Here is a 16,271-nt window from a genome sequence, read left to right as displayed (position 1 = left end):
CATGGCAGGCATCGCGCTGGAGGAGCAGGCCGCGATCGGGCGTCCCCGGCCGCATCCGATCGACCAGACGGCCGATGCGGAGGCCGTCCTCGCCCATCTCGTCGCGGCGCGGGCGACGGGGCGCGGCGCGGTGCTCGTCGCCATCACCGGCCTGACCGCATCGAGCGTGCGCGGGCTGGGAGCGCTGATGGCGGTGCTGCCGGACGGTGGCTATGCCGGCTCCTTCTCGGGCGGCTGCATCGAGGCGGCGATCGTCGGCGAGGCGCTGGACGCGCTGGACGCCGGCCAACCCCGCCAGGTCCGCTTCGGTGCCGGATCGCCCTATATCGACGTGCGCCTGCCGTGCGGCGGCGGCGTCGACCTCACCTTCCTGCCCAATCCCGACGCCGCCCTGATCGACGGCGTGCTGACCGATCTGCGCGCCCGCCGCCCGGCGCAGCTGGCGCTGGGCGCGGCCGAATTCCACTACGTGCCGCGGCTGCGCGTGATCGTCGTCGGCCAGGGCGCCGAAACGGTGGCGCTCACCGATCTCACCCGCGCCTTCGGCGGCGCAGTGGACGTCGTCACGCCCCAGCCCGCCATCGTCGAAGAGGCTGCGGCGGCCGGCGCACGGGCACGGCTGATCCGCACGCCCGGCGAGATCGGCACGCTTTCCGCCGATCCGTGGACGGCGATCGCGCTGCTGTTCCACGATCATGACTGGGAGCTTGCCGTGCTGCGCGCCGCACTCGCCTCGCCGGCCTTCTGGATCGGGGCGATGGGCGGCGCGAAAACCCGCGCGGCGCGAATCGCGATGCTGGCGGCGGCCGGCGTCGCGCCCGCGGACATCGCTCGTGTGCGCTCGCCGATCGGCCTCATCCCTTCGGCGCGCGACCCTTCCACGCTGGCCTTGTCGGCGCTGGCGGAGATCGTCGCGGCTTACCGCGCCGCGGGGACCGCGTGATCGCCGGCCTGCTCGTCTGCGCCGGGCTGTCGGAGCGCTTCGGCGCCGAGGACAAGATGATGGCCGAGCTGGAGGGCCAGCCGCTCGCCCTTCACGCCGCCGCGGTGCTCGCCGCCGTGCCGCTCGACGAGCGTATCGCCGTCCTGCGCCCCGGTCAGGAGGAGCTCGCGGCGCGGCTCACCAGCCTCGGCTTCCGGATCGCGATCAATCCCCGGCCGGCCGATGGGCGGGACAGCTCGATCCGCATCGGGCTGACGACCGTGTCGGCGGCGTCGCGCGGGGCGCTGCTCTGTCTCGGCGACATGCCGCGCATCACTCCCGCGCTGCTCGGCACGCTGGTTGGCCATGATCCTCGCCCTGCACTGTGCGTTCATGACGGTATCGCCTCGCCGCCGGCCTGGTTCCCGCGCCGGTTGATCGCCGCGATCCTGGACGGGAGGGAGGATCCGATCCGCGCCATCGTCGCGCGTGCCGGCCCCGCGCAGATTCCGGCCGATGCCATCGCCCTGGCGGATGTCGACACGCCCGCCGATCTGGGCCATGTTCGCCAGCATGGCACATCTGGCTGCTGATGAGACGCGCACAGTGACGGCGCAGGGGGTGCGGGCGCTCGTCGACCGTTTCGGGCGCGCGATCAGCTATGTGCGCGTGTCGGTGACGGATCGCTGCGACTTGCGCTGCACCTATTGCATGGCCGAGCGCGAGACCTTTCTGCCGCGCGCCGAGCTGCTGTCGCTGGACGAGCTGGACCGGCTGTGCGCCACCTTCATCGATCTCGGCACGCGCCGGCTGCGGCTGACCGGCGGCGAGCCGCTGATCCGCAAGGGCTTCATCGATCTGGTCGCGCGGCTGTCGCGGCACCTCGATGCCGGCCGGCTGGACGAACTGACGCTGACCACCAACGGCACCCGGCTTGAGGCGCATGCCGACGCGCTGGCCCGCCATGGTGTGGAGCGGATCAACGTCTCGCTCGATTCCCTCGACGCCGGCCTTTACCGCCGCATCACCCGCGGCGGCGACCTGGCGGGGGTTTTGCGGGGCATCGACGCCGCCCGCGCCGCCGGCTTGCGCGTCAAGATCAACACCGTCGCCCTACTCGACAACAGGGCCGAGCTGCCCGACCTGATCGCCTGGGCCCACGGCCATGGCATGGACATCACCCTTATCGAGACGATGCCGCTCGGCGAAACCGGCATTGATCGCACCGCCCAATATCTGCCGCTGGATCAGGTTCGCGCCGATCTGGCGCGGGGCTGGACGCTGACGCCGCTTGCCCGGCGCACCGGCGGACCGGCGCGCTACACGCGCGTCGAGGAGACCGGCGGATCGCTCGGGTTCATTACCCCGATGACGCATAATTTCTGCGACCAGTGCAATCGCGTGCGCGTCACCTGCACCGGCACACTCTACACCTGCCTCGGGCAGGAGGATCATGCCGAGCTGCGCGAGGTGCTCCGTGCCAGCCCGGATGATGACGCCCCGCTGCGCGCGGCGATCGCCGAGGCCATTGCCCGCAAGCCGAAAGGCCATGATTTCGTCATCGCAAGCGGCCGTTCGCCCTCGGTGTCGCGCCCGATGTCGCGCACCGGAGGCTGAATTGGCGCAGGTCACTCTCTTCGGATCCTACCAGGATCTCGCCGGCTGGCGGACGCGCGCGGTGCCCGGCGGCTCGCTCGGCGCGATCCGGCAGGCGGTGGCGGCGGAGAATGCCGCACTCGGCGAGCAGCTGGGCCATCCGTGCACGCTCGTCATCGTCAATGAGCGGCTGGTCGGGCGCGGGGATGGCGCGGACGCCCACCCGCTCGCCGAGAATGATGACGTCGCGTTCGGGCCGCCGGTCAGCGGAGGATGAGATGATCCGCCTCGCGGATGCCGCGATCGATCCCGGCGCGCTGCTCGCCGAGTTCTGCGCGGGACGTACCGATGCCGGCGCGGTGGTCAGCTTCACCGGGCTGACGCGCGGGCGGACGGACGGCGCGGCGGTGACGCGGCTGACGCTCGATGCCTATCCCGGCTTCACCGAGGCGGTGATGGCGGAGATCGAGGCGGAGGCCCGGGCGCGCTTCGCGGTCGAGGACGTGCTGGCGGTGCATCGCTGGGGCAGCCTCGACATCGGCGAGCCGATCATCTTCGTAGCGGCAGCGGCGGAGCATCGCCGCGCGGCCTTTGAAGCGGTGGATTATCTGATGGACCAGTTCAAGACGCGCGCGCCCTTCTGGAAACGGGAGGACGGGCCTGACGGCGCGCGCTGGATCGAGGCGCGCCCGGACGATCATCAGGCGATCGAGCGCTGGGCGACGGCGCAATGACGGACCTGCCCTTTCCCGGCCGCCTGGACGACAGCAATCTCGTGCCCGTGCGTATCGCCGTGCTCTCGATCTCGGACACCCGGGACGAGGAAACGGACACGTCGGGCGCGATCCTCGTCGCCCGTATCGGCGAGGCCGGCCATCAGTGCGCGGCACGTGCCATCGTACCGGACGATGTCGAGGCGATCCGCGCGCAGGTACGCGCCTGGATCGAGGCCGGCACGGTCGACGCGATCATCACCACCGGCGGCACCGGCCTCACCGGCCGCGACGTCACGCCCGAAGCGCTGGAGCCATTGTTCGACAAGCGGATCGACGGCTTTTCCGTCACCTTCCACATCGTCAGCTATCAGAGCATCGGCCTGTCCACGCTTCAGTCACGCGCGACGGCGGGGATCATCGACGGCGTGTTCGTTTTCTGCCTGCCCGGCTCCAACGGCGCGGTGCGCGACGGCTGGGACAAGGTGATCCGCTGGCAGCTCGACAGCCGGCATCGTCCCTGCAACATGGTCGAGATCATGCCGCGCCTCAGGGAGAGGTGATGGCCGATCTTACCCATATCGATGCCGATGGGCGGGCGCGGATGGTCGACGTATCGGCCAAGCCCGCGACGGTGCGCGAGGCCGAGGCCGAGGGACGGCTGATCATGGCCCCGGAAACGTTGCGGCTGGCGCTGTCCGGCGGCGGCAGGAAGGGCGATGTGCGCGCCGTCGCCGAGATCGCCGGGGTGATGGCGGCCAAACGCACCGCCGAGCTGATCCCGATGTGCCACCCGCTGATGCTGAGCTCGGTGAAGGTCTCGGTGGCGCCGCTCGGCGACGGCAGCGGCCTCGGCGTTTCGGCGATCGCGCGCACCAGCGGCCAGACCGGCGTCGAGATGGAGGCGCTGACCGCCGCCAGCGTCGCGCTGCTCACCCTCTACGACATGCTCAAGGCGGCCGATCGCGGCATGGAGATCGCCGCCGTGCGCCTCGTCGCCAAATCCGGCGGCGCCTCGGGCGACTGGCAGCGCGCATGAGCCTGCCGACGATGGAGGAGGCGCTCGCCAGCATGCTGGCGGCGGTGCGCCCGCTGGCGGTGGCGCCGGTGCCCGTCGGCGCGGCGGACGGCCGTTGGCTCGCTGAGACTGTTGCCGCGCTGCGTGATCAGCCGCCGTTCGACGCTTCGGCGATGGACGGGTGGGCGGTGCGCTCCGCGGACGCAGCGAAGGGGGCGAGGCTGCGCATCGTCGGCGAAAGCCTGGCCGGCCACGCGCCCGATGCCGCCTTCACGCCCGGCGATGCGATGCGCATCTTTACCGGCGCCGCCCTGCCCTCCGGCGCCGATCGTGTCGTCATCCAGGAAGAGGCGCGGCGCGACGGCGACCAGCTGGTCGTCGAGGCGGAGGCCGACAGCGCGGCCTATGTCCGCCCGCGCGGCTGCGACTTCATGGCCGGGGAGACCTTGCTGGAAGCCGGGCAGAGGCTGAACCCGTGGCGCATCGCGCTCGCCGCCTCGGCCGGCATCGCCACCCTGCCCTGCCACGCAGCGCCGCGCGTCGCCCTGCTCTCAACCGGTGACGAGCTGGTCGCGCCGGGTGGGCTGGCGGGTCCGCATCAGATCTATGATTCCTGCACGCCGGCGCTGGCCGCCTTCGTCGCCCACCACGGCGGCAGGCCGATGCCGCCCGCGCAGGTGCCGGACGACGAGGCGGCGATCGCTGCGGCGGTGGCAGGCGCGGCCTGCGACATCATCGTCACCATTGGTGGCGCCTCTGTCGGCGATCGCGATCTCGTCAAGCCGGCGGTGCGCGGGCTCGGCGCACGGCTGCTGGTCGAGGGTGTGCAGATGCGGCCGGGCAAGCCGGTGTGGTTCGCGATCCTCGGCGACGGTCGACCGCTCCTCGGCCTGCCGGGCAACCCGGCCTCCGCGCTGGTGTGCGCCGAGCTGTTCCTGGCGCCGCTGCTCGCGCGGTTGCAGGGCGGCGATACAGGGGAGCGCTTCGCCACGGCGCGGCTCGCCGGGCCGATCGCCGCCAATGGCCCGCGCGACCATTATCTGCGCGGGCGTCTGGGCCGCGACGGGACGGGCGGGCGGGTGGTCACCGCGTTCGCCAATCAGGATTCGTCGCTGGTGTCGGTGATGGCGGCGGCGGACGTGCTGGTGCGGCGGCGGCCGAATGCGCCGGCAGCCGAAGCGGGCGAGCCGGTCGAGGTGCTGGAACCGGGCCTCGTGCGGGACGCGTCTTGCTGAACCCGGTTCAGCCTGGCCGTGCGAGGGCGCTGGTGCGCCTCCTCGCCCTCTGGCTCGCGCTCCTTGCCACACCCGCCCTCACGGCGCCGCCGATCGTGCTCGCCGCGGCCAGCCTGCAGGAGTCGCTCACCGAGGCGGCAGGCGCATGGGCGAAGGCTGGCCATGCCATGCCGGTGCTGTCGTTCGGGGCATCCTCTGCGCTGGCGCGGCAGATCCGGGCCGGCGCGCCCGCCGACCTCTTCTTCTCCGCCGACGAGGACTGGATGGACGCGGTCGAGCAATCCGGCGAGCTGCGTCCGGGCACGCGCGCCGACCTGCTCGGCAACCGGCTGGCGCTGATCGTGCCCGCCGGCGACCGGCGCCGCTTCACGCTGGACCGGCGCCTGCCGCTGGCCCGGCTGCTCGGCAACGGCCGGCTGGCGATGGCCGATCCCGACGCGGTGCCCGCCGGCAAATATGGCAAGGCCGCGCTCGCCGCGCTCGGCCTGTGGCCGGACGTGGCGAACCGCATCGCACGCGGCGAGAGCGTGCGCACCGCCCTTGCCTTCGTCGAGCGTGGCGAGGCGCCGTTCGGCATCGTCTACGAGACGGACGCCATGGCCTCCTCCAGCGTGCGCGTCGCGGCCATCTTCCCGGCCGGCAGCCATAAGCCGATCCGCTATCCGGTGGCGCTGCTCAAGCGCTCGGCGAGCCCCGACGCCGCGGGTTTCCGGCGTTTCCTCGCCTCGCCCGCCGCGAGCGCCATTTTCCGCCGCCACGGCTTCGGGCCGCTGTGATGCTGTCCGGCGACGAGTGGCAGATCGTGCGGCTCTCGCTGTGGGTCAGTGGCATCGCCGTGCTGGCGGCGCTGCCGCTCTCGGTGGCGCTGGCCTGGCTGCTGGCGCGGGTGCGCTTCCCGGGCAAGGCGATCGTCGATGGCGTCATCCATTTGCCGCTGGTGCTGCCGCCGGTGGTGATCGGCTGGCTGCTGCTGATCGCGTTCGGGCTGAACGGGCCGATCGGATCGCGCCTGCACGACTGGTTCGGCGTCGGCTTCGTGTTCCACTGGACCGGAGCGGCGCTGGCGGCGGCGATCATGGCGCTGCCGCTGATGGTGCGCGCCATCCGCCTCTCAATCGAGGCGGTCGACCCGCGGCTGGAAGGCGCCGCCCGTACCCTCGGCGCCGGGCGCTGGCGCACCTTCCGGACCGTGACGCTGCCGCTCTCCGTCCCAGGCATTGTCGCCGCGCTGGTGCTCGGCTTCGCGCGTTCGCTCGGCGAGTTCGGGGCGACGATCACCTTTGCCGGCAACATTCCCGGGGAGACGCGCACCTTGCCGCTCGCGATCTACGCCCAGCTTCAGGTGCCCGGCATGGATGCGGCGGTGATGCGGCTGGCGGCGATGTCGGTCGCGCTGTCCCTGGCCGCGCTGGTCGCCTCGGAGGTGCTGACGCGGCGCGGGGCGTTCGGGGCGGGGGCCCATGTCCTTTGACATCGACGTGCGGCTGCGCCGCCGCGATCGCGACATCGGTGCCCGCTTCCGCAGCGACGGCGGCCTGACCGTCGTCACCGGCCCATCCGGGGCCGGCAAGACCTCCGTGCTGATGATGATCGCCGGCCTTATCCATCCCGATGCCGGCCATGTGCGCATCGGCGAGGCGACATTGTTCGACAAGGCGGCGCGGGTCGATGTGCCGCCGGAGCGGCGCCGGCTCGGCTATGTCTTCCAGGATGCGCGGCTGTTCCCGCATCGCCGGGTGCTGGCCAACCTGCTCTACGGCTATCGCCTCGCCGCGCCGGGGCATCGCTGGATGGAGCCGGATCAGGCGATCGATTTTCTCGGGCTCGGCAATCTCCTCGATCGCTGGCCGCGCTCATTGTCGGGCGGCGAGGCGCAGCGCGTCGCGATCGGCCGGGCGCTGCTCTCCGGCCCGCGCGCGCTGCTCATGGACGAGCCGCTCGGCGGACTGGATCCGACCCGGCGCGACGAGGTGATGCGCGCCATCGAACGCATCCGCGACGAGCTTCGCGTGCCGATCCTCTACGTCACCCATGACCGCGCCGAGGCGACGCGGCTGGCGACGCACACGCTCACGCTCGGCTGAGCCCTGTTATTCCGCCGGGCCCGTGGTCTCCGGCTGGATCAGCGCGGCGCGCGCTGCATAGCGGCGCGCCATCGCCTCATGCACGGAGCGCACCGGATGACTGGATGCGGAGGCAGCGTACTTCATTTCCTGTTCCGCCCGGCTGAGAAGATACTCCCTCTCGTTCTCTTTCACTTTACTGTCCTCCTCAAAGGCTTTGTTATCGGGCCATACTATAGAATGAGACGAGCCATCACCATATCATGGATTAGTAACTGCTGTTCGAGGCAGTCTTTCGGAGGGAACGTCGATCGCTGCCGGCTGTTTGAACGCCAATCATTCAGGAGCCGCCCATGCCTTATGTCGACGCCCGCGACGGAACGAAGCTGCACGTCAAGGACATGGGCACTGGCGAACCGGTGCTGCTCATTCATGGCTGGCCGCTGACCGGCGACATGTTCGAATATCAGACGCTGGCCCTGCTCGAGGCAGGCTATCGGGTGATCACCTATGACCGGCGCGGCTTCGGCCAGTCGGAGCATCCCGCCACCGGTTATGACTATGATATGCTGGCCGACGATCTGGCGGCGGTGATCGACGGTTGCGGGCTCGACTCGGTGAACCTGGTCGGCTTCTCGATGGGTGGCGGCGAGCTTGCCCGCTACCTGTCCCGCCACGGCGCGGCGAAGGTCCGGCGGGCGGCGCTGGTCGGCGCCGTGGTCCCCTATCTGCGCCGGGCCGACGACAATCCCCATGGCGTCGACGAAAGCGTGCTGGAGACCATGATCGCGCAGGTCCGCGAGGATCGCTTCGCCTTCCTCAGGAGCTTCGCGAAGCAATTCTACGGGGTCGGCTTCGTCTCCAGCCCGGTCAGCGATGCGCTGCTCGACTGGTCGTTCCTGCTCGGCGTGATGGCCAGCCCCAGGGCCACGATCGAATGCATCAAGGCGTTCGGCTATACCGATTTCCGGCCGGACCTGCCGGCCTTCGCCGGGGTGCCGACGCTGATCATGCACGGCACCGCCGACAAGGTGGTGCCGATCGACGCCAGTGCGCGCGCGGCGGCCGAGGGCATCCCGCACGCCCAGCTCATCGAATATGAGGGCGAACCGCATGGCCTCGTCATCACCGCCGCCGAGCAGGTGAATGAGGATCTGCTCAGCTTCCTCGCCAATGGCGGCGTGCCCGCCTAGGCGAGCCCGACGCCCGATCAGCCGCGTGCGCGCAGTTCGCCGCCGCCGCCGGCATCGGCCTCGGTCGTCCAGCCGAGCTGAGGGATGGTCGCCGTCCGCCGGCCGCGCAGGTCGGTGCGGAAGGCGACATAGCCCTTGCTCTCCATATAGCCGACCAGCCGCCGTACCCGCCCCAGCGACTGCGTGCCGTAGACGCGCGCAAGGTCGCCGTCGCCCGGACAGGGCTCGCGATCGCGGGCAGCGCGGGCGAGCAGCATGAACACCCCGATCATGTCGTCCGGCATCGCCTCGGCCAGATCGAGGGCGGGTCGCCAATCCGGCTCGGCCAGCTCCGCGGACAGGAAGCCCGCGCGGGCCAGCGCCAGCCGGCGCGAGAATCCCGGCTGGGTGAGCGGCGGCTGCAACAGCCCATGCATGCGGCAGCGCACCACAAAGTCCTGATAGACCGCGGCCGGCGCCCGCACGTCGTCGACATCGGCGACGATGTCCGACAGCACAGCGTCGACCTTGCCGGCGATGGCGGCGTCGCGATCCGGATCGGGCGCTGCGTCGACGGAGGGCGCCGTGCTCGCCTCGATGCGCGCGATGAGCTGGGTGACGGGCTCGACCACGCGCGGTGCCGGCGGTGGCGGCGGCTCCGCCTCGATGCCGTCGAACAGCAATGCCTGCCGATCCGCCTCGCCAAGGCTGGGCAGCGGCATCAGGCTATGTACGCCGGTGCTCGATGAGGTGACCACCGCGCCGATGTGGATGAGCCGCGGCCGCCGCGACAGCGCCGGTCCCAGCGCGAGGAACTGGCCGCGCGCCAGATCGCGAATCTGCTCCGCCTGCCGCCGCTCCATGCCGAGCAGGTCGGCGGCGCGCAGCATGTCGATGTCGAGGAAGGTTCGACCCATCAGGAAATTCGACGCCTCGGCCGCGACATTCTTGGCGAGCTTCGCCAGACGCTGGGTGGCAATGACGCCGGCGAGGCCCCGCTTGCGCCCCCGGCACATCAGATTGGTCATCGCGCCGAGCGACACGCGGCGCGCATCCTCGCCGACCTCGCCGGCTGCCGCCGGTGCGAACAACTGCGCCTCGTCGACGACGACCAGCACCGGATACCATTGCTCGCGCGGCGCCTCGAACAGGCGGTTGAGGAAGCCGCCGGCGCAGCGCAGCTGCGCGTCCACCTCCAGCCCCTCGAGATTCAGCACCACCGAAATGCGATGCTCGCGCACGCGGGCGGCGATGCTGGCGATCTCCTGCTCGGTATAATCTGCCGCCTCGACGACGAGATGACCGAACGCCTGCGAAAGGCTGCCGAAATCGCCTTCGGGATCGATCACCACCTGCTGGACGAAATTCGCGCTCTGTTCGAGAAGCCGGCGCAGCAGGTGCGATTTGCCGCTGCCCGAATTGCCCTGGACGAGCAGGCGGCTGGCGAGCAGCTCCTCAAGCTCGATCTCGGCCGGGATGCCGCCGGGTTCGGCGCCGATGGGGATCATGGTGGGCATTCGCCCCCATGCCGAAGCGAATCCGGGATAGGCAAGCCCGGGCGGCGATTCCGGCGACTTCCGCCGACCGCGGGATGGCACAGACGTCACGTTCCAGCGATTTGGTTCCAACGGTTCGCCGCGCGAGAAGTGCGTTGTGGCGCATGGCCGCGAAAACGGGTTGTTCACCTTCTCGCTTTATCGTCCGGGTCGGATCATGGAGCGGTCATGCTGAACTTTGTCGTTTTCCTCTACGCAATGCTCACGATGTTCGTCCTCGGCGCGATGCGTCAGAACGAGATCGCGGGGCGCGCGAATCCGGAAATCGTCCAGCATTTCGGCTGGGGGCTGATGGTGGTGTCGCTGCTCACCTCGGGCGGCGCGGCGCTGTGGCTGCTCCGCGTCATGTTGACGACCGGGGCCGCCTTCTAACCGGCTTCGCTGAACGCCTGATCGGCGACGCGCTTCAGATTCTGCGCGTTCTGCCAGCCACCATAGACGCCGCGCAATTCGCCCAGCAGCTCCTCGGCCGAGCGCCCCGCCCGCTTCGCGGCGGCCGCGCGTTTCTGCACGTCCACGAAGAAGGCGCGCTGTTCGGTGATCATGTCGCCGCCGGCCGGCGCGCTGTGATCCGGCAGCACGAGGCGCGGGTTCAACGCCGCCACCTCGTCCAGGGCCTTGAGCCAGCTGGCAATCGAGATGGCGCTGCCGATCGGGTTGGGCACGGTGCGGTTCTGCACCACGTCGCCGCTGATCAGCGCGCCGTCCGTCTCGACGAAGGCGACGAGATCGGCATTGGTGTGCGCCGGCGGCACCTGCACCAGGCGGACCGTCACGTCGCCCAGGTTCAGCCGGTAATCATGGTCGAAAAGCTCCGACGCCTTGCCATATTCGGCGCCCTCCAGAAGCCTCGCCCATTCCGGGCTGCGCTGGCGAAAGCGGGCGAGCAGCCCCGGCGCCGCCGTCTCCAGATCACGCTGCTGGGCCTGCGAGCGAAGCAGGATGGTGCCGGGCGGGAAGCCGGCAAAACCGGCGGCATGCTCGGGATGCTCGTGCGTCACCGCGAGATAGAGCTTGCCGCCTCGCGACACCCGCGCCGCGGCCTGGGCGACGAACCGACCGTTGGGCGTGCCCATGCCGGTGTCGACGACGAGCGTGCCGGCGCTGCCGGTGACGATAAAGGCGTTGGGATAGCCTTCGATCATCCAGATGTGCGGAGCGACCTTGCGCTCCCTGGCCGCGAGCACCGGATCGGCGCCGGGCGGTTGCGCTGCCAGCGGAAACGCTGTCGCAATCATCACCCCGGCCACCACAAGGGCGGCTTTCCTCACATCTTCCCTCCTCTATGAGCCACCGCCCTCGATCGCGTCATTGCCCTTATATTTGAGCTCGAGATAGCGTTGCTGGGTCGCCAGCGCGTGCAGGTCGCCGGTGGCGAGCTGGGCGTTCATCCGGCCGATCTCCTCACCGATCGTCTCCAGCCCATCGGCAAGCTGGCGATCCGGCGACAGGCCCCCGTTGAGCGGCTGGCGGCGCAGGCTTTCCGGCACGCGCTGATAGCCGCGCACCAGCTCGGGCAGTTCCTCGCCGACCAGCCGGCGCACTTCGATCGCCGCCGGTTCGCGTGGGTCGAGCGCGGCGAGCTGCGGGCCCAGCTGTTCCAGCGCGAGGCTGATCTGGTCGACCTGCCGCTGGGCGGGCGCGGGCAGCGCGGGGCGCTGCGCCTCCAGCCAGCTCTCGGTACGCTGGGGCAGCTGGGCAAGGTCGGTCTGGACGAAGCGCTCCGGCGGCATGTCGCGGTCCCGCACGCTCCACGCCACGATCGCCACCCAGGCGATGATCATCGCCAGCACCGCCGCCATCAGTCCGCCCAGCCCGATCGGGCCGAGCACGAACCCTGCCGCCAGCACCGCGACGAAGATCGCCGCCGTCGCTGCGATCAGCCGCCGGGCGATGCGCAGAAAGGCAGCGCGCCGCCGCTCCGCCCGGCGGCGGGCAAGCTTGCGCCCCTCCGGGCTGATGCGGTGCACCGCCTCCTCTGCCCAATCGAACGCATAGCCGCGCGCCCTGGCGAGCAGCTCGTTGCCCTTGCGCATCAGCTCGTCGGGCGTGTCGCCCACCTCAATTCTCCAGACGGAAGGGGTCGCCGGAGGACGTGCCGCCGGTCAGCTGCGCCTGCGCCGCGCCCTCGGCCCGCGCGATATAGCCGCGCGACTTCTCGACCTCGTCGGAAAGCACGTTGACGGTCTGCTTCATGCTGTCGAGCGCCTGCAACTTGAAGGTGTCGATCGCGTCCATCGTCGAATAGATGTTCTGGAAGGCCCGCTTCAGGGTCTCGATCGGGATGGTGGAGGCGGCGGCCTGCTGGTGAATCTGGCCGGTCTGGTTCTTCAGCATCTCGCCGGTGGAATCGATGATGTTGGCCGTGGTGGTGTTGAGCGCGGTGATCTGCTCCAGCACCAGTTTCTGGTTGGTCAGCGCCTGCGCCACGGTGACGCCGGTGCGCAGCGCGGCGACCGTGGTCGTGGACGCGCGATCGACGCCCTTCACCAGCTCGACATTGTTCTTCTTGACGAGATCGAGCGCGAGATAGCCCTGCACCGTCACCGCCATCTGGGTGAGCAGATCCTGGGTGCGCTGGCGGACATAGAAGAGCGCCGTCTCGCGGATCGCCTTGGCCTTGGCCGGATCGGTGCTCTCCAGCTCCATGGCCTTGTCCTCGAGCGCCGTGTCCAGCGCCTTGGAGATGTGGATCATCTGCTCGAGCTTGCCCATCGCCGCCCACAGCGCCTGCCGCTCGACGTCGATCGCCGCATTGTCCTTCAGCAGCTCGTCCTTGCCGGAGGCCAGGCGGGCGAGGATCGAGGCAATGTGGCTCTGGGCGGACTTATAACCGTCGAAATAGTCGCGCAGCTTCGATCCGAAGGGAATGATGCCGAACAGCTTCTTGCGGGTGAACAGGTCGCCCTTGCTGCCCGGATCGAGATCCTCGATCACCCGGCGCAGTTCGGCAAGGTCGGTGCCGACATTGCTGTCCTTGTCCATCGCCTTCACCGGGCGATCGAGGAAGCGGTTTGACTGGCCGGCCGCCTCGGCGATCTCGCGCCGACCCATATTGGTGATGGCATCGACCTGCTTGCCGAATTCCGGGCTGTTCGCGTCCGTTTCGACGAGCTGGGTGACGAAGCCCTCCACCTTCTCCTCGAGCTTGGACTTCTGATCCTCGCGCAGCGGCACCAGCCCGGCGGCCCTGGCCGGGGCTACCGCCTTCACCGGCTCGGGCGGGGTCAGCACCAGATCGGTGTCGCTCGTCGTCGGGGTCGTCGTGGCCATAGGATGCCCTTGTCGTTGGTCGCTGGCGAAGATGGCGGGGAAAGCGCCCGCGTTCAAGCGCCGCCTCGGTTGCACCCCATGCATTCGTATGGCTCTTATGTACTCAGATATGGGGTGCGCGTCGCCCGATCCGGGCCTATTGGAGGTCCGGCTGCTTCAAGGCCAGGGGAGCAGAAATGACCGATGCCGATACCGCGCTGGTGCTCGCGCGCGCGCAGTTCGCGTTCACCGTCTCGTTCCACTTCATTTTCCCGAGCTTTTCGATCGGGCTGGCGAGCTATCTCGCCGTGCTGGAGGGGCTGTGGCTGAAGACGGGGCGGTCCGAATATCTCGACCTGTTCCGCTACTGGGTAAAGATCTTCGCCGTCGCCTTCGCGATGGGTGTCGTTTCCGGCATCGTCATGTCCTACCAGTTCGGCACCAACTGGTCGGTATTCTCCGACAAGGCCGGACCGGTGGTCGGCCCGCTGATGGCCTATGAGGTGCTCACCGCCTTCTTCCTGGAGGCGGGATTCCTCGGCGTGATGCTGTTCGGCACCGCGAAGGTCGGCAAGGGCCTGCACTTCGGCGCCACCTTGATGGTCGCGGTCGGCACCTTCATCTCGGCGTTCTGGATTCTCTCGGTGAACAGCTGGATGCAGACGCCGCAGGGCTTCACGACGAATGCCGATGGGCAATTCGTGCCGGCGGGATCGTGGCTACCGATCATCTTCAACCCCAGCTTCCCCTATCGCCTCGTCCACACCGTCATCGCCGCCTATCTCACCACCGCGCTGGCGGTGGGCGGCGTGGGAGCGTGGCACCTGCTGAAGGGGCGGGCGACGCCGCAGGTGCGGCGGATGTTCTCGATGGCGATGTGGATGGCGGCGCTGGTGGCACCCGTGCAACTGCTCGTCGGCGACCAGCACGGCCTCAACACGCTGGAGCATCAGCCGGCCAAGGTGATGGCGATGGAAGGCCATTATGAGGATCACCCGGACGGCGCGCCGCTGGTGCTGTTCGGCATCCCCGATGACGAGGCGGCAACGGTGCACGCCGCGATCGAGATTCCCAAGCTCTCCTCGCTGATCCTGCGCCACGATCCCAACGCGCCGCTCAAGGGCCTGAAGTCGTTACCCAAAGCGGATCGGCCGCCGGCGCGCATCATCTTCTGGTCGTTCCGCATCATGGTCGGTCTCGGGCTGCTGATGATCGCGCTGGGCATGTGGAGCCTCGTCGCCCGGCTGGCGGGGCGGCTTTACGACTGGCGCTGGATGCATCGGCTGGCGCTGGCGCTCGGGCCGGCGGGATTCGTGGCGGTGATCGCCGGCTGGGTGACGACGGAGGTCGGCCGCCAGCCCTGGGTGATCTACGGACAGTTGCGCACCGCCGACGCCGTCTCGCCGATCGCGGCGCCGGGCGTGGGCGGGTCGCTGATCGCCTTCGTGCTGATCTATTTCTCGGTATTCGGTGCCGGCAGCTGGTACATCCTGCGCCTGATGGCCGCGCCGCCGGAGCCCGGCGAGCCGGACCCCCGGGCGACGCCGCGCATGGCGGCGCCGCAGGCGGCCCAGCGGGGAGAAGGCTGATGGGCGTGGATTTCGACCTGACGGTGGTCTGGGCGATGATCATCGCCTTCGCGGTGACCATGTATGTGGTGATGGACGGGTTCGATCTCGGCATCGGCATCCTCTTCCCCTTCTTCCGCGTCGGGCGCGAGCGGGATGCGGCGATGAACGCCATCGCGCCGGTGTGGGACGGCAACGAGACCTGGCTGGTGCTGGGCGGCGGCGGGCTGATGGCGGCTTTCCCACTCGCCTATGCGATCATCCTGCCGGCGCTCTACACGCCGCTGATCGCGATGCTGCTCGGGCTGGTCTTCCGCGGCGTGGCGTTCGAGTTCCGGTGGCGCGATCCGGGCCACCGTGCGCTGTGGGACGCGGCGTTTTGCGCGGGCTCGATCGTGGCGACGCTGGCGCAGGGCGTGACGCTGGGCGCGCTGCTCCAGGGCGTCGAGATTTCCGGGCGTGCCTATGCCGGCGGCTGGTGGGATTGGCTGAGCCCGTTCAGCCTGCTCACCGGCGCGGCCTTGCTGATCTCCTACGCGCTGCTCGGCGCCGGCTGGCTGGTGTGGAAAACCGAAGGGCGCGTACATGACGACGCCCGCCGCTTTGCCCGCCTGCTGTTGCCGGCGATGCTGGTGGCGGTGCTGGCGGTGAGCGCGGCGACGCCCTTCCTCGACGGCAAATATTATGAGCGCTGGTTCGTCGCGCCGGGCCTGTTCGTGACGGTGCCGATGCCGCTGCTCGTCGCGTTCTGCGCCTTGATGGCGTGGCGCGGCATCGGCGGCGGACGCGACGAGCAGCCCTTCTTCTGGACGCTCGGCCTGTTCGCCTGCACGCTCGCCGGCCTCGCCATCTCCTTCTGGCCGGACGTGATCCCCGGCCGCGTGACGATCTGGGAGGCGGCGGCGCCTGCCCGGAGCCAGCTGTTCATGCTGGTCGGCACCGCGGTGATGGTGCCCCTGATCCTCGCCTATACCGGCTGGTCCTACTGGGTGTTCCGGGGCAAGGTCGGCGAGCATGGCTATCATTGATGTGGGCGCGGCGCATCGGCTGGCTGGTGGCGATCTGGGCCGGCAGCGTGGCGGCCCTCGGCGTCGTCTCGCTGGTCATCCGCTGGGCGCTGCATCCCTAGGCAGGGCGTGCGCCAATTATAGGCACAGGCCCTAGCCGCGGCGCACC

The 16,271-nt window shown here is 69.7% G+C and carries 20 protein-coding genes; 16 read left to right on the top strand and 4 right to left on the bottom strand.

Annotated features, from left to right (window positions below):
• Nucleotide 1: 1 nt before the first annotated feature.
• The 12 genes from KOF26_RS15375 to KOF26_RS15320 all read left to right on the top strand — a co-directional run bounded on the left by KOF26_RS15375 (nucleotide 2) and on the right by KOF26_RS15320 (nucleotide 8,740).
• A complete protein-coding gene (locus KOF26_RS15375; RefSeq protein ID WP_216327022.1) occupies nucleotides 2-943 on the top strand; it encodes an XdhC family protein in 942 nt (313 codons plus the stop codon).
• Nucleotides 940-1,515, top strand: coding sequence for a nucleotidyltransferase family protein (locus KOF26_RS15370; protein WP_216327019.1), 576 nt, complete (start codon nucleotides 940-942; stop codon nucleotides 1,513-1,515). Before KOF26_RS15375 ends, KOF26_RS15370 begins: the two co-directional genes overlap by 4 nt.
• Nucleotides 1,496-2,539, top strand: a complete 1,044-nt coding sequence (gene moaA, locus KOF26_RS15365; protein WP_216327016.1) for a GTP 3',8-cyclase MoaA — start codon at nucleotides 1,496-1,498, stop codon at nucleotides 2,537-2,539. Before KOF26_RS15370 ends, moaA begins: the two co-directional genes overlap by 20 nt.
• A 1-nt stretch (nucleotide 2,540) precedes the next feature.
• On the top strand, nucleotides 2,541-2,795 hold the full coding sequence (locus tag KOF26_RS15360; RefSeq protein WP_216327002.1) for a MoaD/ThiS family protein: 255 nt from the start codon (nucleotides 2,541-2,543) through the stop codon (nucleotides 2,793-2,795).
• Between the two features lies 1 nt (nucleotide 2,796).
• Entirely contained in the window at nucleotides 2,797-3,252 is a 456-nt protein-coding gene (locus KOF26_RS15355; protein ID WP_216326998.1) for a molybdenum cofactor biosynthesis protein MoaE, read from the top strand.
• Nucleotides 3,249-3,794 (top strand): molybdenum cofactor biosynthesis protein B, encoded by a 546-nt coding sequence (gene moaB, locus KOF26_RS15350; RefSeq protein ID WP_216326994.1) that lies wholly within the window; start codon nucleotides 3,249-3,251, stop codon nucleotides 3,792-3,794. The genes KOF26_RS15355 and moaB overlap by 4 nt, the downstream gene beginning before the upstream one ends.
• Nucleotides 3,794-4,270 carry a cyclic pyranopterin monophosphate synthase MoaC gene (gene moaC, locus KOF26_RS15345; protein ID WP_216326991.1) on the top strand — a complete coding sequence of 159 codons (477 nt, stop codon included), beginning with the start codon at nucleotides 3,794-3,796 and terminating at the stop codon, nucleotides 4,268-4,270. The genes moaB and moaC overlap by 1 nt, the downstream gene beginning before the upstream one ends.
• The gene (locus tag KOF26_RS15340) at nucleotides 4,267-5,484 is read left to right on the top strand and encodes a molybdopterin molybdotransferase MoeA (protein ID WP_216326988.1); all 1,218 of its coding nucleotides are present in this window, start codon (nucleotides 4,267-4,269) and stop codon (nucleotides 5,482-5,484) included. The genes moaC and KOF26_RS15340 overlap by 4 nt, the downstream gene beginning before the upstream one ends.
• A 29-nt stretch (nucleotides 5,485-5,513) precedes the next feature.
• The gene (gene modA / locus KOF26_RS15335; RefSeq protein ID WP_216327436.1) at nucleotides 5,514-6,260 is read left to right on the top strand and encodes a molybdate ABC transporter substrate-binding protein; all 747 of its coding nucleotides are present in this window, start codon (nucleotides 5,514-5,516) and stop codon (nucleotides 6,258-6,260) included.
• A complete protein-coding gene (gene modB / locus KOF26_RS15330; RefSeq protein ID WP_216326984.1) occupies nucleotides 6,260-6,955 on the top strand; it encodes a molybdate ABC transporter permease subunit in 696 nt (231 codons plus the stop codon). Before modA ends, modB begins: the two co-directional genes overlap by 1 nt.
• Nucleotides 6,945-7,568, top strand: a complete 624-nt coding sequence (locus tag KOF26_RS15325; RefSeq protein ID WP_216326981.1) for an ATP-binding cassette domain-containing protein — start codon at nucleotides 6,945-6,947, stop codon at nucleotides 7,566-7,568. Before modB ends, KOF26_RS15325 begins: the two co-directional genes overlap by 11 nt.
• A 332-nt stretch (nucleotides 7,569-7,900) precedes the next feature.
• Nucleotides 7,901-8,740 (top strand): alpha/beta fold hydrolase, encoded by an 840-nt coding sequence (locus KOF26_RS15320; protein WP_216326978.1) that lies wholly within the window; start codon nucleotides 7,901-7,903, stop codon nucleotides 8,738-8,740.
• Between the two features lie 17 nt (nucleotides 8,741-8,757).
• On the opposite strand, the gene KOF26_RS15315 is transcribed toward KOF26_RS15320, so the two are convergent.
• Complete coding sequence (locus KOF26_RS15315; protein WP_216326965.1) at nucleotides 8,758-10,236, bottom strand: helicase HerA domain-containing protein; 1,479 nt, start codon at nucleotides 10,234-10,236, stop codon at nucleotides 8,758-8,760.
• Nucleotides 10,237-10,443: 207 nt separating this feature from the next.
• On the opposite strand from KOF26_RS15315, the gene KOF26_RS15310 reads away from it, so the two are divergent.
• Complete coding sequence (locus KOF26_RS15310) at nucleotides 10,444-10,647, top strand: hypothetical protein (protein WP_216326963.1); 204 nt, start codon at nucleotides 10,444-10,446, stop codon at nucleotides 10,645-10,647.
• On the opposite strand, the gene KOF26_RS15305 is transcribed toward KOF26_RS15310, so the two are convergent.
• The 3 genes from KOF26_RS15305 to KOF26_RS15295 are packed head-to-tail and all read right to left on the bottom strand — an operon-like array spanning nucleotide 10,644 to nucleotide 13,548.
• Nucleotides 10,644-11,546, bottom strand: coding sequence for an MBL fold metallo-hydrolase (locus KOF26_RS15305; protein WP_216326961.1), 903 nt, complete (start codon nucleotides 11,544-11,546; stop codon nucleotides 10,644-10,646). The genes KOF26_RS15310 and KOF26_RS15305 overlap by 4 nt on opposite strands.
• A 12-nt stretch (nucleotides 11,547-11,558) precedes the next feature.
• Nucleotides 11,559-12,335 (bottom strand): hypothetical protein, encoded by a 777-nt coding sequence (locus tag KOF26_RS15300; RefSeq protein WP_363182272.1) that lies wholly within the window; start codon nucleotides 12,333-12,335, stop codon nucleotides 11,559-11,561.
• 1 nt (nucleotide 12,336) lies between these two features.
• Nucleotides 12,337-13,548, bottom strand: coding sequence for a toxic anion resistance protein (locus tag KOF26_RS15295; protein WP_216326959.1), 1,212 nt, complete (start codon nucleotides 13,546-13,548; stop codon nucleotides 12,337-12,339).
• A gap of 176 nt (nucleotides 13,549-13,724) precedes the next feature.
• On the opposite strand from KOF26_RS15295, the gene KOF26_RS15290 reads away from it, so the two are divergent.
• The 3 genes from KOF26_RS15290 to KOF26_RS15280 are packed head-to-tail and all read left to right on the top strand — an operon-like array spanning nucleotide 13,725 to nucleotide 16,224.
• Nucleotides 13,725-15,116, top strand: a complete 1,392-nt coding sequence (locus tag KOF26_RS15290; RefSeq protein WP_216326958.1) for a cytochrome ubiquinol oxidase subunit I — start codon at nucleotides 13,725-13,727, stop codon at nucleotides 15,114-15,116.
• Nucleotides 15,116-16,123, top strand: a complete 1,008-nt coding sequence (gene cydB, locus KOF26_RS15285) for a cytochrome d ubiquinol oxidase subunit II (protein ID WP_216326955.1) — start codon at nucleotides 15,116-15,118, stop codon at nucleotides 16,121-16,123. The genes KOF26_RS15290 and cydB overlap by 1 nt, the downstream gene beginning before the upstream one ends.
• Nucleotides 16,123-16,224 carry a DUF2474 family protein gene (locus KOF26_RS15280; protein ID WP_216326952.1) on the top strand — a complete coding sequence of 34 codons (102 nt, stop codon included), beginning with the start codon at nucleotides 16,123-16,125 and terminating at the stop codon, nucleotides 16,222-16,224. The genes cydB and KOF26_RS15280 overlap by 1 nt, the downstream gene beginning before the upstream one ends.
• Nucleotides 16,225-16,271: the final 47 nt, after the last annotated feature.

The organism is Sphingomonas quercus, assembly GCF_018863195.1.
Lineage (GTDB): Bacteria > Pseudomonadota > Alphaproteobacteria > Sphingomonadales > Sphingomonadaceae > Solisphingomonas > Solisphingomonas quercus.
Note: the sequence above shows the minus strand (reverse complement) of the source record. Positions and strands in the feature narration are given on the sequence as shown.